At 40.7% G+C, this 22,140-nt stretch carries 11 protein-coding genes, 1 tRNA gene and 1 pseudogene; 4 read left to right on the forward strand and 9 right to left on the reverse strand.

Features of this window, described 5'->3' with window-relative positions; translation table 11 throughout:
* The first annotated feature begins 187 nt into the window (after positions 1–187).
* Positions 188–316, forward strand: coding sequence for a hypothetical protein (locus ACKWCF_RS10165; RefSeq protein WP_409477475.1), 129 nt, complete (start codon positions 188–190; stop codon positions 314–316).
* Between the two features lie 9 nt (positions 317–325).
* Here ACKWCF_RS10165 and ACKWCF_RS10170 read toward each other — a convergent pair whose 3' ends face one another.
* Together ACKWCF_RS10170 and ACKWCF_RS10175 are read right to left on the reverse strand one after the other, a co-directional pair.
* A complete protein-coding gene (locus ACKWCF_RS10170; RefSeq protein WP_409477476.1) occupies positions 326–679 on the reverse strand; it encodes a response regulator in 354 nt (117 codons plus the stop codon).
* 3 nt (positions 680–682) lie between these two features.
* A complete protein-coding gene (locus ACKWCF_RS10175) occupies positions 683–3,610 on the reverse strand; it encodes an ATP-binding protein (protein ID WP_409477477.1) in 2,928 nt (975 codons plus the stop codon).
* A gap of 147 nt (positions 3,611–3,757) precedes the next feature.
* Between ACKWCF_RS10175 and ACKWCF_RS10180 the strand changes: the two genes are divergently transcribed.
* Complete coding sequence (locus tag ACKWCF_RS10180) at positions 3,758–4,207, forward strand: deoxycytidylate deaminase (RefSeq protein WP_409477478.1); 450 nt, start codon at positions 3,758–3,760, stop codon at positions 4,205–4,207.
* A gap of 134 nt (positions 4,208–4,341) precedes the next feature.
* Here ACKWCF_RS10180 and ACKWCF_RS10185 read toward each other — a convergent pair.
* Positions 4,342–4,417, reverse strand: a tRNA-His gene (locus ACKWCF_RS10185).
* 315 nt (positions 4,418–4,732) lie between these two features.
* On the opposite strand from ACKWCF_RS10185, the pseudogene msrB reads away from it, so the two are divergent.
* Positions 4,733–5,203 (forward strand): annotated as a pseudogene (gene msrB / locus ACKWCF_RS10190) (peptide-methionine (R)-S-oxide reductase MsrB); the annotation flags it as partial.
* Here msrB and ACKWCF_RS10195 read toward each other — a convergent pair.
* The 6 genes from ACKWCF_RS10195 to ACKWCF_RS10220 form a co-directional block, all read right to left on the reverse strand.
* Positions 5,204–16,519, reverse strand: a complete 11,316-nt coding sequence (locus ACKWCF_RS10195) for a hypothetical protein (protein WP_409477479.1) — start codon at positions 16,517–16,519, stop codon at positions 5,204–5,206.
* Positions 16,520–16,638: 119 nt separating this feature from the next.
* Complete coding sequence (locus tag ACKWCF_RS10200; RefSeq protein WP_409477480.1) at positions 16,639–17,823, reverse strand: EAL domain-containing protein; 1,185 nt, start codon at positions 17,821–17,823, stop codon at positions 16,639–16,641.
* A gap of 125 nt (positions 17,824–17,948) precedes the next feature.
* Positions 17,949–18,800 carry an SDR family NAD(P)-dependent oxidoreductase gene (locus ACKWCF_RS10205; protein ID WP_409477481.1) on the reverse strand — a complete coding sequence of 284 codons (852 nt, stop codon included), beginning with the start codon at positions 18,798–18,800 and terminating at the stop codon, positions 17,949–17,951.
* A 4-nt stretch (positions 18,801–18,804) separates the two neighbouring features.
* Positions 18,805–19,671: a M14 family metallopeptidase gene (locus ACKWCF_RS10210; protein ID WP_409477482.1), complete on the reverse strand. Its 867-nt coding sequence runs from the start codon at positions 19,669–19,671 to the stop codon at positions 18,805–18,807.
* Positions 19,672–19,688: 17 nt separating this feature from the next.
* A complete protein-coding gene (locus tag ACKWCF_RS10215) occupies positions 19,689–20,678 on the reverse strand; it encodes a SpoIID/LytB domain-containing protein (protein ID WP_409477483.1) in 990 nt (329 codons plus the stop codon).
* Between the two features lie 74 nt (positions 20,679–20,752).
* The gene (locus ACKWCF_RS10220) at positions 20,753–21,157 is read right to left on the reverse strand and encodes a hypothetical protein (protein WP_409477484.1); all 405 of its coding nucleotides are present in this window, start codon (positions 21,155–21,157) and stop codon (positions 20,753–20,755) included.
* 218 nt (positions 21,158–21,375) lie between these two features.
* Here ACKWCF_RS10220 and ACKWCF_RS10225 point away from each other — a divergent pair, with 218 nt between their 5' ends.
* Positions 21,376–22,119, forward strand: a complete 744-nt coding sequence (locus ACKWCF_RS10225; protein WP_409477485.1) for a hypothetical protein — start codon at positions 21,376–21,378, stop codon at positions 22,117–22,119.
* Positions 22,120–22,140 lie beyond the last annotated feature (21 nt).

Here is a 22,140-nt window from a genome sequence, read left to right on the forward strand (position 1 = left end):
TTCAGAAGACCAATGAATCTTTTCAGATTCTTGAAATTATCTTCTGTCTTTCCGTTGTATACTCAAATCAGCCTAAGGATAGGTATGTTTGAGAAAATTTTAGCAAAACTCCAATTAGATAAAGAAACTTTTTTAATTAACATATTGGTGACAACGGCGTTAATATTTATTCTCTATAAGGCCAGTTATGTCTGATATCGCACAATCGTTAGAACCCTGGATGGTTTATTTTTTTCTAAGCTTTATCTTAGTCTTTATTCTTTTTATTGTTGGCTATTGGACAGTTTATTTTAAGTTTTTCAAAAAAGAGAAATAAGATTTATCACTAGCAGTAAGCCTGCGCAGCCCTTAGAAAAACCTGAATATCTGACGGCTTTCTAATAATTTCACGCGCTTCAATTTGTTTTGCTAAAAGATCGGCGTGAGCCGTCATCACCACAATCGGAATATTGGCCAATTGCGGATCATTTTTTTGTTGTTCACGAAATTGAAAACCATCCATAACCGGCATCATAATATCTAAAAAAATCATGCACGGATTATTAGGGCGAGCACGCAATTTATCCAAAGCTTCAAGACCATTCGAAGCACATTCAACAGAATACCCTTCTTCTACAAGAATTGTTTCAAGTAGAAATTGATAATCTTTTGAATCTTCAACTATGAAAATTTGCTTCATACTTTAATTTAGCGCCGTATTTTGCGGAAGTTCAACGACAAACTGTGCCCCTTGAGACACTGAGGTGTCTAGCTCAATGGTTCCGTGATGAGCTTCTACAATGCTTTTAGCAATGAATAAACCTAGCCCTAAGCCACCCATATGACGAGATGAAACACCTCGTTCAAAGCGTTTGAAAATGAGATTCCTTTTTTCTGGAGCAACACCATGCCCTTGATCGGCAACTGTCAAACGCACTCTGTTATTAGCCACACCTTGAACTGAGACCGTCATGGGTTTTCCCGGAGCATAGCGAACTACATTCGCTACAAGATTGGTGATAACCTGACGCAAACGAACTTCGTCCCAGTGACCGACAAATCCTTTTTCTAAATGCGTGGTCAGCGGAATATGCTCTTGAGAAAGCTGCGTCTTAAATCCCAGAAGTACATTTTCAACCACTTCAGCCAAATCAAAGTAGGCATAATTTAATTCCATACGGTGAAGCTGAATACGCGAAACATCTAAAAGCTCGTCGACCAAACGAACGAGACTGTCAATTTGGCGCATGCAGAGCTCATAAGCCTGTTGAAAAATTATCGATTTAGGATCAGAGCCATAAATCTTGCGCATCTGTCTTTCGGTGACCTGAGTTTGTAGTTTTAAAAGACCTAATGGCGTACGTAATTCGTGAGCCGCCACCGAAATAAATTCATCGCGGGCTTCAATCAGACCTTCTAATTCTTTAACTAAAGTCTCTTGTACAATTGCTTTTTTACGAACCTCAGTCATTTGTAATTGCGTCTGAACGCGGGCTAAAAGTTCGTTCGCCGAAAAAGGCTTTGTCAAATAATCGTCAGCTCCGAGAGTGATGCCATGGGTTTTGGCCTCATCCCCGGCCCGGGCAGAAAGAAAAATAATCGGCAAAGTTTTATGAACCGGATGATTACGCAAGTTCTGTAAAAGCTCGATACCATCCATTTGCGGCATCATAATATCACTTAAAATAAGATCCGGAGTTGTTTTTTGCAACACCTCGAGCGCAGTTTTTCCGTTATCAACGGCAATCACCGTATAACGATCAGAGAGAAGCTTCGTAATATAATTGCGCATGTCTTGATTATCATCAGCCAGTAAAATTGTTTTTTCTTTTACCACAAGAGAATCTGTTACCAGCGATAATTCATTTGTAGTAACGATGTCAGAGAGATAGCTTTCAGCGCGTACGCTGTAATCTTTTTTCTGGTCGTTAGTTCGTTTAACAATTTGTTTTTGGTCTAAGTGTTTTGTTCCTAAAGGTAAAGTCACCACAAAAGTTGAGCCAACACCTTCTTCACTTTCAACCGAAACACTTCCGCCATGCTGTTTGACCAGCTCTTTCACTAAGGCTAAACCGATTCCCGTGCCCTCATGATTTCTTCCGGCAGCTCCTGATACTCGGTGAAAACGTTCAAAGACTTTACCTAGTTCAGATTGAGGAATACCAATTCCTGAATCTTTCACGATAAGCTGGGCATTTCTTTTTTCCGTCTTAAGATGAATTTTTATTTCACCTTTTAACGTGTACTTAAAAGCATTTGAAATTAAGTTAAGAACAATTTTTTCCCACATTTCACGGTCAACGTAGGCTTTATCGGGTAAAGCTTCGGTTACAACCACAAACTTTAACCCTGCACTTTCAACTGTTGATTGAAAAGAACTGGCCAGATCGCGTGTTAAACTACCAAGATCAGTTTCTTCATACTGAGCCTGCATGCGGTTAGCTTCTAAACGCGAAAAATCAAGTAAGCTATTTACTAACTTTAATAATCGTAAAGAGTTACGATGCATAACTTCGATATTATCTTTAACTTCAGACTGAAGAACTCCCCGTTTTTCAGTGAGCATTTCTTCCATTGGTCCAAGCATTAACGTGAGCGGTGTTCTAAATTCGTGACTCACGTTACTAAAAAAAGCGGTTTTTGCACGGTCAACTTCTGCTAAATCTTCGACTCGCTTTTTTTCAAGTTCAAGAACGCGGAGCGAGCCTAAATAAGTGTTTATCCGTTCAGTGATTAAATTTAAAAAAGCTTGGTAACGATCATCAAAATCCAGACGCGAACTGATTCCAAAAACCAGAACGCCTTCTTTTTCCTGATTGGGTAGCCCCATTGGTACCACATAAGCGGCATCAGGTTTTTCAGGATAAGGCTCCTCAGATAAGCTTTCAAAACAAGTCTTGCGTAAATTTTTAATGACCTGCGGAATTCCCGTTTTACTAGCTTCAAAAATCTGCGGCCATAAATCAACATCAGATTTTATTCCAAATTCATCAACAAGTTTAGGTATGTGATTTTCTTTATCAATCACATACATCAGCGCAAAAGGAATATCATTCAGATTACTTTGTAAAACTTTAAAAACAGAATCAACCAGCTGGTTAAAAGTATTTACTTCAAATAGACCTAACTCACGCAGTAACAATAACCGACGCTGCGAAATCACATCGCCCGTGCCTTCTTGACATGGATTAATGATTCCGGCCACCTGCCCTGATTCATCTTTAATCGGACTATAAGAAAATGTGAAATAGGTCTCTTCTAGAAAACCTTTGCGGGTCATGAAAAGCTGCATGTTCTGAGCCCACGTCGCTTCGCCGGTCTTCATCACTTGATTTGTCAAAGGCTCTAAGGCTTCCCAGATTTCAGCCCATTGTTCGCGCGCGGTTCTTCCTAAATAGGTTGGATGTTTTAAACCGGTAAAAGGAATATAGGCATCGTTATAAAATACAGTGAGCTCTTTTCCCCACCACACAAACATCGGAAACTTCGACCCTAAACAAATGCTCAGCGCTGTCTTCAAACTTTGCGGCCATTGATCGGGAGTTCCGACCGGAGATTTAGACCAATCGTAAGACCGAATGAGATCGGCCATTTCACCTTTTTCTGTCACGATCGAATTGATATCACCCATAAGTAAAAATGCTAGCGCAGTCAGAGCGAAAAACAAGAATTAAAAATATTTTTTTATTTACAAAAATTTAGATCTTGTGACGCCAGCGCTTAGCAGCTGCGTTGCAAAGACATTGACAAAAAGCTTATCCCCCTCTCATATAACCCCATGAGACCGTCTAAAGTAGCCAATTTAATGAATCTAGCCGAGGTTGTTGCGCAGCGATCTCATGATGCTGAAACCCATGTAGGCGCCTTGCTTGTATCAAATAAAACAGGAGCTATTTTAGCCACTGGTTTTAATGGCTTTGTCCGTGGCACAAAAGACAACGAACTTCCCAATACACGTCCCGAAAAGTATCCGTATATGGTTCATGCTGAACAAAATCTTATCGCTAACTGCGCACGCCATGGCATTTCAATGGATGATTGCACTGTGGTTTGTACGCACTCACCCTGCGTTGTGTGCATGCGATTATTATTTCAATGTGGCATTACCGAAGTGCTCTATAAAGTTTCGTACACTGATTCTGAAAAAGTAAAAGAGATGAAAGATATTAAAGTCATCGAAATTGCGACTGAAGAACCTGACATTAAAAAATTAAGATACGAAGTCTAGAAGAAGAAAAAATTGGGGCGACCGACGGGGCTTGTCTGACCGAAGGTCAGCTAACGCTGACAATGGGTTCAAGCCATTGATGTTTCATCAGGGATTTTGAATTCTATTATGTGCTTTGTAAAAGAAGATGAAATTGGGGCGACCGACGGGGCTTGAACCCGCGACACTCGGAATCACAATCCGATGCTCTACCAACTGAGCTACGGCCGCCACAGAATGAGTTCAAATTTATAATGAACTTTTCGCCCATTGGCAAGAAGTTGAACCTTAAAACTATTAAAAGCGCATATCATGGGTAAATTTGGCTAATTTTTCAGCCATTTTATGGGGTATTACACCCGTTTGACCGTTCTTAAAGAAGTGGTAGGCTTTTTAGATATGAAAACTTTATTCTTTCTATCTATTACAACCCTAGTTTTATCAACCGCTCAAGCTCAAACAAAAGCAGCTTCAGCTACACCAACAACGACTAAGACGGAGACTAAAAAAGTGGAAAAATACAATCCAGAAACTTGCGCCTTTCCTAAAGACGACGATGCTTTAAAAAAACTTTTAACTCCTGAGCAGTACGCGATCACTAAGAAAAACGGAACTGAACGCCCGTTTGATAATGCTTACTGGAACAATCACCATCCGGGAATTTACGTCGATGTGATTTCTAAAGAACCACTTTTTTCTTCAAAAGATAAATTTGAATCAGGTTCTGGCTGGCCAAGTTTTACAAAGCCCATCGCTAAAGATGTTGTGGTTGAAAAAAGCGATGAGAGCCACGGCATGGATCGCACAGAGATTCGCTCTAAACGTGCCGATTCGCACTTAGGCCATGTGTTTACTGATGGTCCTAAAGATAAAGGCGGACTTCGTTATTGCATGAATTCAGCGTCTTTGAGATTTATTCCGTTAGAAAAATTAAAAGAAGAAGGTTACGAAGATTATTTAAAATTATTTTCGGCCAAAGAAATTTCTGAGGCGCAAAAAAATCCTTACAAAAAATAACTATTCCCAATCAAGAAGAACTAAACGACCGTCAGGAGTTAAAGCAACCTGGCGGGCTTCTTGAACTAAAGCCATATCGCGCACATCAGCTCTTGGACTTTGTAATGAGCTTACACGAGCTGGATCATTTGAACGTTTGGCAATCTCTGGCGCCATTTTTGCGAACTTATCCCACACCGCTTGAAGCTCATTAAACTCTTTTTCTTCGGCAGCTGATAATTTTTTTCCTGATTTAAGAGTGTACAGACGGTCTTCGACCTGGTTTAAGGTCATTCGAATTGAAACTCGCTCATTCACGATATATTCGTAGTTTTTACCGTGATCATAAACTTTAACCACCTCTAAACCTGGAATACCTTCGTACTTATCACGAGTCTTAACGTAAGTTTCTAAAAACTCTTTACCCGTCTTCTTACCAGACACACCGCTTGTTAAATACGGAAGGCGTAAAACCTTATTCGAGTCTTTCATCGCATAAAGATTAGAAGTGTTTCCGGCGCCAATGTATTCACCTAATTCAAAGTTTTCAACCTTGCCACTTGTGGCCGATGGCGCTTGTACCACATCACCTTTTTTAAGACTAGAAACGACATTGTCGTACTGCGAACGTTTAAAGTTAATTTGTCTTTCAGTTTGCCAAGCATTTAATCGTGAAGGCTCTTGCAAATGACTATCAGCTAAATTCACAGTCACACGATCTTCAATCGCTGTGGGCTTACGTTCTAAGCCCCGAAATTCACCTAAAAGTTTTTGCGCGTTACCTTTAACATCGTAGTGAACCGCATTGGGAACTTCTTTAGTTTTAAGCCAGGTCGCAAAACCCGGATCATTTTTATAAGCTTTCAAAAATTCAACAACCTCTGGAGCGTCAGCCTTTTCGTTATCTGAACGTTTCGCGATGTTAACAATTAAATAATCTAACGACGCTTGTGCATGACGTTGATCAAGTTTACCCGCTTCTGTACTTGCCAGAGATAACGCTGGCTTGGGCTGCGTGATTTTAAAATTCTTAAACGGCTCACCATGCAAACGCTCTTCGTGCAAAAGCATACGTTCCATGCCTTTAGCCACATCAGCTGCTGGGGAATCATTCGTGAAAACTAATTTTTTCTCATTACCCAGTTCATCAGTGAATTTTAAAGTCATGCGTTCAACTAAACCATTCACATCACGGGCTAATTCAACATGCTCTTTGATATATTCATTTTGTTTTTCTAAACGATGAATTGCGCCACCCACAAACTGGCTAAGTTCGGCTTGCTGAACTTTATTAAGCTGTTTTGAAGTAGCTGCGTGCTTTTGTAAAGCTTCTAACTGGCGCACGGTTTTTTCAGGATTACCGATCAACATTTCATTCGGCAATTGTAACCCTTTATTCGGTTGAACTCCGATTTCACGAATCGCTGCTTTTGGATTAGCGGCTAAAGGTGCTCCACCTAATTCATAAAATATTTTATCAATCCCACCGCGCGTGCCTTGGCTTAAACGGTCAAATGTCGAATGCACGATACCAGCTGTTGTCTGTGGCATCGGATATTTAGGTTTAACCACACCTGATGGTAATTTTTCGCCATGATCAAAAATTGAATTGGCAAAAAACACTTTAGCCTTCGGATGTTTCGCATTGGCTAACGATGTGGGAACAACACTTCCTGATAAAATTCCCCAGAAGCCATCGTCTGGACCGTTATGACCAAGATTAGCTAAAAATCTTTCACGAAATTGTTGAGATGTAATATTTCCTGCATTTAAATCGCGAATCGCTAACTGCATTCCCGGTAATTCGTGTAAATATCCACGAAGCACCGGCACTTCAGCAATGATGTCTCTGATTTCCTGGTTTGAAATTTCTGGATTTAGTAAACTCGGATGCGCAAAACCTAGATCCGCTAAAATAGACTTAACTTCTTTCGTTGCCGGTGTTTGTGCCGTACCACGAATCGTGTCGAATAATTCTTCTGACTCTTTTGTGTTTTTTAAAAGTAAATTTTCTTGAAACTTTGCAATTTTACCTACGTCAGAATCAAGCATACCAAATTTTAAACCTTGAAAGTCAACTTCGGCTTTACTCATCACTTTAGCAACAACAGGATTACGAGTCGCCGTGATTAAGTCTTGTTGGTGCAAAATAGATTTAACTTCTTTGGGCGATAAATCAGCACCCTTTAACGACTCTACATAAGTATCCACCTGAGCTTCTAACTCTGCAGATGACTTTGAAACTCGACCTTCAACTTTTTGTTCAACCGGAAGCCGCGAACTTGGTGGCGGTGGCACTTCGGCGGCCGGAGCACTTGCCGGCACACGCTGAGTCTTTTTAAATTTGTCTGGATCAATAATTTGGGCTGGATTTGAAAGTAAGTCTTCTACTGTCAGATCAGCTTGTTCTTCCATTTTTTGCCAAGCTTCTTTACCACCAGCAGATTCAATATCATCTTTTAGTTTATACTTTTGCGATAAGAACTGCTGCTGTTTACGAATCACTAACAGATCAACTTCTTTATTTTTATTTCCGTAACGTTTTACTCCGTATAAAATACGGTCGTATTCGTAACCTAAGTTATAATACTGATCTAAAGCCACTTTCTTAATTTCATTCTGATCAACTGATTTAGCTTTGGCTAAAACCAATTTCTCAGTGGCCATACGAGCCACATCGTTATTATCAGAAATAAAACCGGCACGAATCGCCGCTTTAGCATTAGCTTCGTTAGACCAGAATGATTTAGCTGACGAACCTAAACTTTCATACACAGTATCAGCCGAGGCACGATAGTAAGGAATCGCTAAATCCATATCGCCAGTTTTTGCAAAATCATTGGCAATGTTTGAGGTCATGCGACTGAAGTTTTCAGGCTGCAATTGACGATCAATTCGGTTTAAACGGCTCATGATCTGACGTTGTTTTTCAACCGTTGGAGTTAATGGATGACCTGATGTTAATTCATTCACGTCACGTAAACCATAATTACGTCCACGCACGGCTAAAACTGAATCGAGTTCATTCACAAGATCTTTCATTTGTGGATTAGCATCAGCAGCCTGAGCTTTAACTTTATCAGAAGCTGGATTACGTGAATTCACGCGCGTATCAGCCAAGAAACTTCCACCCTTTAAAGGTTCAGGACGTTTCGGCACGCCCACTTTTGCACGCAGCTCTGTTAAGTACGCTTTATCGTAATCAAGACGGCTTTGCGCATTGAGCATGTTAATACGTTCTTGGCGTGAAAATTCACGAAGCTGCCCCATAGCTTCACTGCGTGACATATTTACCGGTGTCGAGAAATTCACTTTCACCGGACCTGTTTTTCCTGGAACGTCGTTTAACGTAACTTGCCAGATCGTGAAGTTTGCATTTCCTGAACGACCTACGTCTTTTGCGACTAATGAACCTAATGAATCGTCAATATGATCTAACGATTCACGTGTATCATTAATGAAAGCTTGTCTACGATCAATGCTTGTTTGCATGTTTTCGATATCACGTTTAACGGCGCGGTTTGGTACACCTGGGCGGCCGGCTTTAGATTGAGTAATGACCGTCTGTTTATCGACAGCAAAATTCACCGTAGCAGCTTTAACTTCATCTAAAGAAAAACCTTTTTCATAACCTTGTGCTGATAAAGCACCTGATTTTGATTTAAGACTTAGATCACCCTTCACACGATCAGTTCTTGTGTGTGAAACCTCATGCAGTAACGTAGAAAAACGCTCATCCATTCCACGATCAGTATTAATATAGATAGCGCCTTCAGGCGTTGTGACGCCGTAGCTGCCTTCTAATAATGGATTTGTTGAATCATCGTAAGTGACGCTGTTTTTAGCTTCAACTTTTTTGCGTGATTTAGCACGAAGTTCAGCTAACTGCGCTTCGTTTTTTGCGTTAGCAAAATCATTTTCAATTTGCGCACGAATAGCCTGTGGATCACTGCTGCGTGCACGTTCTGGTTTAATTCCCACAAACGACGAGTTCGCATCACCTAATTCACGGTCAGTCATTTTCTGTAAAAGAACCGAATTGTCTTTTTTCACGCCCACAGTGTAAATGATTTCGTTATTTACTTTATCACGACCTAAAACCAAACCTTCAGTCTCAGAACCCACCGGTTTTGGTAATTTAACTTTATCACCTACACCCGCTGTTACGACATAATCACCCGTTTTAAGTTGCGATAATGGTTTAACTATAACTGGAGTTACCGCTGGTGAAACAATCGATGCTGGTGTACGAGCTGTATCTTTAGCTTGAGCTAAAGCTTCAACACCTTTAACGCCTCCACGTTTATACGCTTCAAAAACTGCACGCGACGTAACTTGACTACGGCGAGCCAATTCTGAAAGAGCTGTTTGCGGTTCTGCATTTAAATCCATTTTATCGACAGGACGGCCCTTACCCACAGCTTCTTTGGCTGCGCGATGACCTTCATCTAAGATTTGTTGTAATTCAGTATTTGATTTCGCTTGATACTCGGTACTGCGTTTAACATCGGCTTTAACTTTCTTTAAAGCCTCTGGTGTATTGGCTGCTAACAACTGTTCTTGTGTTAAATGCACTTGGTTAATAACACCTGTTTCATCTGCGTATTCTACGACATAAGTTTTTGCTAAACCTGGTTTAGCTTCAACTTTAGAAAGCACATGACCTTGACGTAATTCACCATTACCTAATGGCACTACGATTTCAGGATTATTTTTCATGTCTTTCGTTACTAAAACCGGAGAATCTGCAGAGAAATCAATTTTAGCCGCCATCTCAGTTTTACTTTCAGGAAGTTTAGTACCCCATTCACGTAAAACTTTGGCATTCGTTGTATCTGCTAAATCAGTTTTATAAATTGTAGTTTCAGCGCCATTAGCTTCGCGTAAAACAAAACCACCATTTTTCGATGGACCTACGATAAACCCATCTAATTCACCAGTACCATTAAATTCACTGATCACGACTCGGTCACCGATACGAGCCTCTGAAGCCTCTACCGGAACAGGTTTTTTAAATGTGTTTACAGCTTTAATTGGTGCTTTATTCAACGTGAGTGTTTCATCGCTTGAAGCAATTGTTCTGCGATTCGGATCACGTGTAATACGCGTATTTGTCGCATCATCTAAATCAGCTTTATAAATAATTGTTTCTGTGCCGTTAGCTTCACGTAAAATCATTCCGCCATTTTTAGCAGGGCCAACGATTTCACCGCGCAACTCGCCTGTGCCGTTGAATTGGTCAATCGTAACACGATCGCCCACACGTACATCACTTGGTTCTACTTTAATAACTTTAGCTAATTCAGCTGGGTTATTGCCCGCAATACCTTTACGTAATAAAAGACTTGTTTCTGTTGTTGTAAAACCAGACTTACGAAGAATCTCAGTTTTATCTCTTAAATCTTTAGCTGTGTAATCGAAGAATCCCCGTTCTGCACCACCCACATCGTGAGCAGTCAACACTGCATCTTTCTGCGCTTGAGTTAAATGGCGTTTCACATAGGCTTGCGCTGCACTCACGCGCGCTGCCGGGTCTAAATCGCCGTTTACTTTTAATTCAGCTGTCAAACCACGGTAGAACTTAGCATCACCTGAAGCTTGGGCATTTAAGTTAAATTCTTTACCGCGCGAATCTTTCACTCGCACCGTACCGTCTTTATTTCTACGAACAAAAGTGGCATTAAGATCTCCACCTTCAAAGTTTTTCAACTGCACTTGATCACCGGCACGAGCCATTTCTGGCTTAAGCGTAGCTTGCGCCACGATCTCATCACCACGAGCAGCAAGATCAGTAACTTTATCATTCGTAATACGCGGAGGAACAATCGCTTCTAAACTTTGACGAGGAATTGATGGTGTTTCCGGTGTCACTTGACGTGCGTACAATGGCGCACGATCTGTAAAACGGTTTAATAAACGGCGCTCTGATAATGACAGAGTTGATCCATCGACGTCGGCTTTTCTAACCGCTTCAACAAACTTTTCAGCATTTGAAAAATCGCGGGCGTTGACATAACCGCCACGTGGATTATAGCTCATGCTTTGACGTAATAATTCAACATCAAATTCTTTTTTACCTGGAAAGATTTTATCGAATAAAGCATTAACTTCTTTTTTAGTACCCACAGAAGCATAATCTAAAGCCGCTGTTTTATTTTCATCGTAGATTCCAAGTTCACGCGCCACACTTTCACGCTGGCGTGGGTTTAAACGTGAACCTTTTAAACCATCTTGTTCAGCTAAGTAATCTAAACGATTACGCGCTTCGCCTGCTGTTTTACCAGCATCTTCAATTTGTGAACGCGCTGTTGGCATAGCTGACAAAGCCGGCCCATCAACTGAAGCTACTTTTCTTGAAACTGACGGAGTAACTGCATCGGCTACGGCATCAACTTCTACATTTAAGCGAGGCAGTAAAGCCACATCTGGATTTGCCTGACGTGCATACAATGGCGCACGGTCTGTGTACTTATTTAATAAACGACGTTCAGATAACGTCAGTTGACTGACGTCGGCTCTTTGTACAGCCTCAACGAATTTTTCAGCATTAGCAAATTCACGAGCCCCAATATAACCACCACGTGGATTGTAACTCATTGTTTGGCGTAACATATCTTGGTCAAAAGTTTTTTGACCTGGGAACAAACGCTCGAATAATTCACGTGTTTCTTTACGATTTGCTACTGAGCCGTAATCCATAGCCGATGCACGATTAGCATCTGTAATGCCTAACTCGCGCGCCATATTATCAAATTGGTTAGAGTTAAATTTAGAGCCTTTTAACCCGTCTTGTTCTGCTAAAAAGTCTAACTCATTGCGGGCGCCACCGGCTTGCTGTGAATTATAAATATCACCAGCGCTCATTGAAGACACCGAAGATTTTTTACCCTGCACTTGTGGTACAGATTTACGCGCTAACTTCATCTCTTCATAAAGAGCATTCACTTCTTTACTTTGACGTTTAGCTAATTCTTCTAATGCTTTTTGTCCATCGATATCAATTTTTTTAGCTTTTAGTGTTTTATCTGGTTTACCACTAGAACCATAGCTTACATCATAGCGATCACGAGTGCCGCGGCCTTCAGCTTGACGTAAACTATCAGATACAATCTGTTCTAATTCTGCTGAAGATTTTTTCGCAAAACTTGCACGACGGGCATCACGAATTTTAGCCTGGCGTAAAGCTAACGGCGTATTGGCGCGTTTTAAATCAGCTTCGTTCATACGAACCACAGTCACCGGTTGACCTGGAGGATAAATTTCTACTTCGTACTGGCCTTTAGCATTCGGGCCATTGATCACTTTACCCGGGTAAGAAACATCTTTTCCAACCACAGGAACATTGATCACCGGATTATCAACTTTAGGTGGAAGCTGAACATTGGCTTCAGTTAATTCTTTCGCCGTTTTTCTGGCGCGACCAATACCTACACCTTTTTGATAAAACTCGACTTCATAATAACCATATTTATCAGGGCCACTCATCACAGCACCCGGATTCGTGCGGCCTGTGTTACCCATAGGAACTTGAATCTGTTTTCCTTTAACGATTTCAAATTTAGGAACGGCCGCTTGTTGTGAAACAATGCGTACTTCATCTAAACCTGTACCGCCAGTAACACCTTTACGTAAGAGAAGACTGGCTTCTTCATCAGTAAAGCCTGCATCACGCAATACTTTTGTTTTTTGTTTTAAATCAGTTTTTGATAAAGAATAAATTCCTTTATCTCCAGCGATTTTGTGCGATTTTACGAGTGCATCTTCTTGGGTTGGAGTTAACGAGCGATTTAAATAATTTTGTGCTGTTTTTACGCGCTCTGCTTCATCAGCAATTTCTAAATTCTGTTTTACTTCAGCTGGAAGCTCACGGCTAAATTCAGCGCCTTTAACTTCAGACTTAATTAGATCAAATTCTTTGCCGTTTTCATCTTTAACACGAACAGTGCCATCCGCATTTTTTTTCACAACGCTGGCTTTTAAATCACCACCGCCTTCGAAATTATTAACTGTAACTTTATCACCTGGACGAATAAATTCTTCTTTTAGTTTTACATCTTCTGGTAATTTGGCCTCTTCAACTTTAGTGGCTGCTTTACGTACTAATTCACCTGGAGGTAAATTATTTCCAATTTTAGCCGGAGTTGCCACAGGCTTAACATTTAATAATGGGTCTGGCGCACCATTTAGACTTAAGCGTTCTGCTGTTTTTACTTCACTACGAAGCAAATCAAACTCTTTACCTTTATCATCGCTAACACGTAACGATCCGTTATCTAACTTTTTAACAACCGTAAACTCGGCATCTTTGCCACCTTCAAAATTAGCAACACGGATTTTTTCACCTTCAACAAAACGCGCATTTGTTGTTGTATCAATAGCTCCTGTTTCCTCTAAAACTTCTTTAGCAGAACCAGCTGAAGCTTTATTTGAAGACGAATTTGAAGTGTTAAAAATAGAAACTGGCTGTGGTCGTGATTTAGCAATTGGCGGAGCTGCGCTACTTCTTCCACTTAATGCGGCCATTAATTCATTTTCAATTTGAGTTGTTGAATCAGCTGCAGCTGGCTGAACTGAAGCTGGTGATCGGCTACCACCGCCCTCTGATGAACGAGGTCTATCTACAGAAGCTGTTGATCCGCCACCGCTGCTACCAATAGAACCACCGCTACCACCGCCCGTATTAAGTTGCACTGTTGGTGTGGGTTGATTCATCGCCACATTTAGACGTGGCTGTTCAACACGTGGTGCTGATGGAGCCGCCGCCGACATTCCCGTAACATTGTTACTCGAGCGAACTTCAACTCGAGATGGCGTCGGCATATTATTGTATGAAAGTTGTGTTGGTGAAGTTTGAACAGTTGAAGGTTTTAAGCCAACAGCAGCCAGATCAGCTTGCCTGTCGCGGCCATTACTCATTATTTTATAAAATTCATCGCCAAGACGGTGGCGCACTTCTGGATTACTTTCAAGAAAATCGCGCACTTCGACATTTCGAGACGCCATACTTCCATCTGCTTTTTGGTAGGCCATTTCAACTTGTGGATTTTGACGAGTTCCCGCCATTCCAACAAATTGAGCATTTATTTTATGTCCGGATCCCGTTGGATCTGGCATTGTGTAACGCTGACCTTGATGTAAATTTGCAAATTGATCCGCAAGATTGCCCGCCGCTTTACCTGCAGCACCTATCGCACCGTTAGCAGTACCACCAGTCGACGGCTTACCAGCTACGGCTGTATGTTGTGTAGTATCTTGTTTTGGTGGAGCTTCTTCCGTGAAAGCACGCAATTCTGCTTTTTTCTCGGCAGTTAGTTTTCCATTACTCGGAGATAAATCTGGATTAGGGGTTGAACTATCATTTGAAGCTATCACTGGTGGTGTTGGTTTTTCTGTAGATACAGTTGGCGCTGGTTGATCTGAAGTTTTTCCCGCCACCGGAGTTTCAACAGGAGTATCTACATTAGAACTTTGCGTTGTGTCTGATGGTTTATCCGCCGGTTTATCAGCTGGCTTACCCGCAGGTTTTCTTGAGCCATTTCCTTTAGTGTCAGCTACTTTAGTGTCTGATGCTGGCTGATCCGCAGGCTTTTGATCCTTTGGTTTAGTCTCTGATTTATTTCCACCAGTTTGCTCTGCTTTTCCGGCAGCCACTTCAGATTTTACAGGAGTTGTTGGCGTTACCGTTGAAGCCGATGGAGCATCTGTACTTTTAACAGCTCGTGCTACAAAAGGAACAGCTCCCCCCACGAATGGAAGTAAATCAGCACCCGCTAATAATGAATCTACTAAACACCCGCTACTTGTTTCGCGGGCTATACTCACCTGTGATTTTGCGTTTTCACAGACGATATTTTTTTGTTTTTCTTGAACAGATAATTTCTCTAAAGCAATGGGCGATGCTTCCATACAAGATTTGTAGGCTTGTTTTGTACTGCCCTGTGCGTAGTAACCATCAACAGCTAAGGCACCAGCAAAAGCTCCACGACGAGTCGCAATGGCTGTTTTACTTAAACCACCGATCACTTTTGCACCGGCGGCAATTGAACCTAAGCCCGCTGTTACAATAGTTAAACCGGCATCAACAGCGGCATTATCAACTACACTTTTTGTTCCCGCACGATCTTCATGGCGATCTAATAAACAACTTTCCGCATCGTAATAAGTTTTAAATTCCATATTCGCGCGTTTATCTTCAAGCTGTGGAATTTTTGGCGGATCTAGTTTTGCAAGTTCAGTGCGAAGTTTTTCAAAATCACATTTTTCATTTTTATCGCTGTTATCGTAAATTAAACATCTGAAGTTTTGTAAATTATCTTTGTAGGCTGTAGCTAGCGCCGTGCGGTTAGCTTTTAATTGTTCTTTTAAAGCTTCTTTAATCTTTTCAGGGCCTAAATAGTTTCGAGCCGACGAACGTGGTTTAGCTTTTTCGCGCGCGATTTTATCAAAGATGTCACCACGTACCCATGGCACGTCATCTTTAATTACTTCAATCGCTTTAGCAATATTACCACATTTTTTTGTGGCTTCTTTTTGCGATGTTAAAGTAAATCCGCCGCGCATAGCACAATCAGCTGTACTGCCGGCACATTTAACAAAAGAGCTCATTTTACATTTAGTTTCTGCTTCTTTTAATCTTTCGATTTTACCTAAAGCAGCTACTGTTTTTGCAACCTGCTCATCTAAACGTTTAGCCGCCGTCATCTCATTACGACAGCTGTCAGCTTGCGCTTTAAGATTACTGCAGCTGCTTTTAACCTCAGGAAGATATTTAGGGCATTCGATACCTTCAAGGGTTGAAGCTCCTTCAGTCACTGAATCAATAAAAGCAATTTCATCAAGCGCTGATTTATTAAAACCTTCCATACGCGTTGCTGCCGCATAGAAACGAGTTTGAATAACTTTTTTTTGCTCTGGATTTAAATCTTCAGACGAGTTACAGCCGTTTACGCTAGAAGCAAATTCTGAAGAAATTGTTGAAGAAAATTGTTTACCAAATTCTGCGCTTAAGGATTCTGGTTTTTCATACTGAGTTTGAACACCTTTACCACTCATATAATTTTGGTAAGCTGTCACTGATGAATTACAAGTTTTTGCTTCAGAATTAAATTTGAAAACCATCAATGTTGATTTATCAGTGTAATCATCTTTCACCCAATCTTTTAACAAAGCTGGGCATGAACTTTTTTGCAATTTAACATCAGAAGATTCTTGGCTTGAACTTGGTTTTCTATTTCCCGCAGAAGAAGATTGCTTTGCACCACCAGAAGTTTCTGCTGCTGTTGCAAAAGGAGAATTAAAAATTAGCGAAAAAATGACCAAAAATTGTATAGCGCGCATAGGCACTTTATCGGCAAAATCCTTATAAAAATTAAGGATTTACAGGCTGTCGGAAAGTCTAATTTATAGGGATTTTATTTAGTGCCAAGTCGCTGGCATTGCTTCGCAAGAGCTGCTGCTTACGCAGCTTTTTCTTTAAGAATAACTACAGGTAATTTCATGAACAGATCAAGTGGTAAAGCTTTAGAGTATAACCAACCTTGAGCATAATAAGCGCCTAACTGCAATAACGACTCGCGCTCTGCTAAAGTTTCGACTCCTTCAGCGATAATATCCATACCAAGAGCTTGCGCCATGAAGACCATCGACTTCACAACAGCTAAAACTTTTGGATCTGCGTTTACTTTTGAAACGAATGACTTATCAATTTTTAGATAACTGACAGGCATTTGTGATAAATATTGTAAGCTTGAGTAACCCGTTCCGAAATCGTCGATCGAAATATGAAAACCTTTGTTTTTACACTGATCTAAAATTTCGATGGCCACAACACCGTTCATCATGACCCGTTCAGTCACTTCTAACTTGATGTTTTTTGGATTTACTTTGTGTTTCCACGTTAGTTTTTCAAGATCCATCAAAAAATCAGGATGAGTAAACTGACGTCCGCTCACATTGATACTCATGATAAAATCGTCGCCAAACGTACCTTTGATTTTATGGAAATCTTGGAAACAACGTTCAAAAATCCAGTGTCCCACTGAAACCATTAAAGATGAATTTTCTAAAAAGTCGATAAATTTATCCGGCTGGATGTAACCAATAACTGGATCTTTCCAACGGATGAGTGCTTCAGCGCCAACCACTTTTGAATCTTGCATGTTCACGATCGGTTGATAGAACATTTCAAATTCCTGGTTGTTCAAAGCTTCTTGTAAACGGTTTTCAAATTTTAAATTTTCGAAACCATCCATCACGGTGTCGTCTTGGTTCATGTTGTCTTCATTACCGTGAGTCAGCGATGAGTTGTTTTTACGTACACGATTCATCATCACTTTTAATAATAATTGAACTAATTGGTCAGACCCTTGAAAGCGCTCGATCAATTGATCTTTCGTCACAACATTTAGCACAGTATCTTCAACAGCTTTGACCGATGCCGAACGTGGTAAAGAATCAATCAGTGACATCTCACCGAAGATTTCGCCTTTTTTGATATGAGTTAACGGAACGATTTTTTGATCGATTTCAAGGTAAACAAGGACTTTTCCACTCTCAACAACATAAGCACAATCGCCAGCCTCACCCTGTTTGAATAAAACAGTGTCTTTAGCGATTGAAATTTGTTTCTTTAACGTACTCATGGAGCTTTCCTCGTAACAATCCTATCGTCACTGACAACGAGGTAATTTACTGGATGGAGGTCTAGTTCTTGGCGTGTCCTAGGTCTAAAACTCTACCAACATGAAACAGTCCTAATTTTATTAATCTATTTTTTATTTAAATCGAGGGCTTTACAGGTCAAGTAATCGTATATTTTTAACGGAAAAAGTTTCGGTAAATACCAGTTCTGAAGTTTACGCGGAACCGGCGCGTATCTTAGCTTTGGCGAAGCATTTGTCAGAGCGTGATTGATATCGTAAACAACAGCTTCTACAGGCAAAGCGTGATCCACTTCACTGCTCGCAAAAGCTAAAAATTTGCGGAAAGAATCTTTGTATTCTGTTGAATCAAAAGCACGGGCTACGACATCGAAACCCTTACCCCAAATCGGCGTTTTAATTGACCCCGGAGCCACGATTGAAACTTTCATGCCGTACAGATTTAATTCTCGTCTAAGAGATTCAGAAAAACCTTCAATGGCGTGTTTACTGGCACAGTAACCACCTAAAAATGGCGTTCCGTTTTTACCTGAAACCGACGAAATATTTACGATCCGCGCACCGATTTTAGATTTTTTTAACAGCGGCAAAATAATCTGCGTCACCTTAAAAACAGCAATCACATTAATATTAATAATGTTCTGGAATTCGGTAAAATTTTGATACTCGGCAGGACCCGCTAAAGCTACGCCCGCATTGTTTACTAAGGCATCGACATGAGTGATTCCGTTTTGTTTTAGAATTTCGGGAATCTGATCTACTTTGGCGTAGTCAGTAAGATCGACTTCAAGACCTAAAAAGTTTTTAGAAAAATTGTTTTTAAAATACTCACCGTCTTTTGTTTTGCGGTAAGTGCCGATCACGAACCAGCCAGCCTTTAAATAAAAATCAGCAGTGGCAAAACCGATACCACTGCTGACTCCCGTAATAAATAAAACTTTTTGGTTCTGAGAGTTCAAGAGACTACTCTAAGAAAACTCTCTTAGGCATACGTGCATCGCAACGGCCCGAGAAATCATGTTTAGCCACACGTGTTTTCGGCGAATTTTCTAAGAAACGGCGAAGGCCTGGGTTATTCACTTCGATCATGTTTTTAATCGCTACGTTATCTGGTCCGTGTGAAAAACCTAATTCAAATAATAACGACCAGATTCCATGCTTCCAGTAAGCATAGTCTTCAAAAGTTCCATCAGCTGCGTATAACACTTCAGTATTGTTGCCTGTTGTGTAACGGCTTTCTTTCGTCGCATCAGCCACTAATTTTTTGTAAGTGTCATCATACGGTGTTGAAAGATCAGTTGTTGAAATACCCCATGGATAAACAACCGCTGGCCAGTACGTGTGAAGCGTTGCTGAAATCTGAATATTTTTTTCTTCAATAAAGTTAGCTAAAGCGTTTGTTGATTTTAAACGAAAAGCTTTATCTGTTTTACATGGAGATGGATAATCGCGGTTCGCATCGACTGATGAACTTAAATTTTGTTCGTAACGACTTCCACGGTTATAGCCTGTTACGTTTAAAACCGGAACGATATAAACCGTTTGTCCTTCAATCGGTTTCGCGGCAACACTTTCTGCAAAACCTAAAGCCACAGCTGTTGAACCATATTCGTTACCATGATGAGTAGCTACAACTAAAGAAGCTGTTTCACCGTTTCCGATTTTGATGGCTTTGATGGGTGTACCTTGATCGTTTGTGCCGATTGTGATGACTTGAGCTTGCGCGGGATTCGTCGCTGCGATTTCATTTAATTTTGCAACAGCTTGATCGTACTTATTTGCTGCTGGCGCCCCTTGCATTAAAAACAGAGCCAAGATTCCTTCTAACATCGGGATCTCCTTATCCACTAATTGTTATAAATAATACCTGTCTTGTTTATCGTCTTAGGGATTTCATTGTTTGTTAAGTAATTTTTGATTAACAGCGATTGAATTTTTAAAATTTCTGCTTTCGGATAATAGTGCGTCAAAATGTCCATGTAGGTTCTTCCCTTTTTCGCCATGTACAAACTTCCCCACTGACAAAGTCCCACACCATGGCCAAACCCGCGCCCAGTGAACGTGACAACGTCTTCACTCACTTCAACGGTATCAGGCGAAGAACGAATTTTTGAAAAACCAAAAACCTGGCGAAGTTTCTGAATACCCCAGTCTTCAAAGCGCACAAGTTTTTTCTTAAAGTACGCCGCCTCAAAAACCTCTTTCTGAGAGAATTCTACGGCAGGAACTGAGAAACTCCACTGGTTGCTACTACGATTTCCACACCATGGATCTTGTGTTGTTCCTAAATCCACAGCGCCAGTCCACACTTTATTTGCAGGCACTGTCTGCCCACCGCAATCAGAATGGTAAAATGTTTTAACCACTTTTTTGTTTGACGAAAGAACCACATCATCCGTGGCTAAGACTACTTGATAAGCTTTGGCTGAATCTGTCCATTCGAAAACTTGATCCATCTGATCATTTTCAACGTGAAACAATTTATCGCGGCGTTCACTCATACGGGTAAATAAATACGAACGCGCTACTACCGCTTGCGCCTTTAACGCTTCAGCAGGCCACGCCAAAGGCATCTCTTTAGAAACAACGCCCGCTAAATAATGAGTGAGCGGAACCACTTCGACCACGTCGAACTTTCCGTTTTCTTTATGAACCACTTCGTATTTACGAATATATTGGCCAAAGTTTGCCGTTAGATTTTTAGGATATTGGGTTAGATCTTTTTGAATGCGTACACGCACTTGCGAAAATTCAGAACCGTTCTGTGCCAAGGCCTGAGCCGAAACAAACAAAGCTAAAGCCAATGTAACAATAAAATAAGCGCTCTTAAAAACCATGCTTTATTTGACCAAGGACTCTGTCTAAACGACTAGGAATTTTTAGCCTACCGGTTGAAGAGTTGGCCGTGGGTCTAGCTTAATAATTTATACTTTTGCATGACCTGCTGGAGAAAGGTCCAGGCTGCGCTTTTAAGATTTTTATTTGCGTGCATGACTTGCGGTGAATATGTTTGGCTTCCTGAATCTACAGGATTTAATACCAGATCAAATTCAATCGCCGACTGCAAAGAACCTTTTAAAGAAAGATCTTCGACTTTCATATCTTGCGCTGGGATTTTCATCGCCGCTAACATGTTATTTAAAAGTGTATGATCTTCGGTTGTGAATTGATTGAAATTTTCAACCCACACTGTGATTTTTGATGCACCCACCGCTTGCGGTAGAACGTTTTCTTGTGTTGCCACAGCAGAGGGATTTAAAGCCTCGTCTGACTTTAAAATCTGGCTTACGCCTAACACATTTTTGAGATATTTCACGTAGTCTTGCATCTTCGAATGACAGGTATAAAACGCCTTTGTCATTTTTACAAAGACTCTTTTCGGCACTCAAATCGAATATATGAGCCAAATCCTCTATAATAGCTTAAACCGTCGACTTTTTTTACAGATCCTTTTTACAGAGTCAAAAATCATAACATCTATTTAATTTAGCGACTGAAATGTAGATTTCTAAAAAACAGATAAGGAGTTCCCCCATGAAACTACACTCTCTCTTTGTAACAGGCGTACTTGTAATGTCAGTAATTGCTTCGGCATTTCCAGCGAAAGCAACTACAGCTTCTGAAGCTTTAGAATACGACAGATATACTGATCTATCTATGCCAGGCTACTTAGAAGAATTCGCAAATGCAGTTAACTCCGCACAAATGACATTTAATACGTCATATCCGCTATCTACGACTGAAGTGAATGACGAGTGTGTGGCTTTAATGAACGGAAAAATGATTTCCGGCGATGTGGGCCGCGCCTTATCAGAAATTTTTATCGAGAACTCTTCTAAGCTTGATAATTTAACTTCTGGTGGTTCAGTAAGTGCTAAATACTGCCCGAAGTATTCAAAAATGACTGTTAAAGAAAAATCGATCGTATGGGTATTTATCTTAACAGCAATGGCTCACTTTGAAAGTAGCTGCAGCCGTACCGCGAACACTAAAGGACCAAATGGAACTGTTTACGGTTATTACCAATTACACCGCGGCAAAGAAGATGCTTACGATGGTGGTAAGGGTTTTTGCAAAAAAGGCGATGCGGGTAAACCAGTTGCTGCCAGCAAATGTACTTTAGGTATGTTAGAAAAACAGTTTGAAGTGCGCCAAGGTGAATTGTTCTCGCCTAAATCTTACTGGGATGTTTTACGCCCACAAGGTCACGCTAAAAAAGCTGGAATTATCAAAAAAGCTTTAATGCGCTCAAGCCTTTGCAATCCTCAAACGATCTAATATTTAAGTCGCGTCTTAGGC

The organism is Pseudobdellovibrio sp. HCB154 (assembly GCF_046267985.1).
Classification (GTDB): Bacteria; Bdellovibrionota; Bdellovibrionia; order Bdellovibrionales; family Bdellovibrionaceae; genus Pseudobdellovibrio.

Excerpts from the sequence above, each read along its gene's own strand:
- ACKWCF_RS10165 (WP_409477475.1), top strand. The coding sequence starts at position 188 with ATGTCTGATATCGCACAATCGTTAGAACCCTGGATGGTTTATTTTTTT.
- ACKWCF_RS10170 (WP_409477476.1), bottom strand. The coding sequence starts at position 679 with ATGAAGCAAATTTTCATAGTTGAAGATTCAAAAGATTATCAATTTCTA.
- ACKWCF_RS10175 (WP_409477477.1), bottom strand. The coding sequence starts at position 3,610 with ATGGGTGATATCAATTCGATCGTGACAGAAAAAGGTGAAATGGCCGAT.
- ACKWCF_RS10180 (WP_409477478.1), top strand. The coding sequence starts at position 3,758 with ATGAGACCGTCTAAAGTAGCCAATTTAATGAATCTAGCCGAGGTTGTT.
- ACKWCF_RS10195 (WP_409477479.1), bottom strand. The coding sequence starts at position 16,519 with ATGCGCGCTATACAATTTTTGGTCATTTTTTCGCTAATTTTTAATTCT.
- ACKWCF_RS10200 (WP_409477480.1), bottom strand. The coding sequence starts at position 17,823 with ATGAGTACGTTAAAGAAACAAATTTCAATCGCTAAAGACACTGTTTTA.
- ACKWCF_RS10210 (WP_409477482.1), bottom strand. The coding sequence starts at position 19,671 with ATGTTAGAAGGAATCTTGGCTCTGTTTTTAATGCAAGGGGCGCCAGCA.
- ACKWCF_RS10215 (WP_409477483.1), bottom strand. The coding sequence starts at position 20,678 with ATGGTTTTTAAGAGCGCTTATTTTATTGTTACATTGGCTTTAGCTTTG.
- ACKWCF_RS10225 (WP_409477485.1), top strand. The coding sequence starts at position 21,376 with ATGAAACTACACTCTCTCTTTGTAACAGGCGTACTTGTAATGTCAGTA.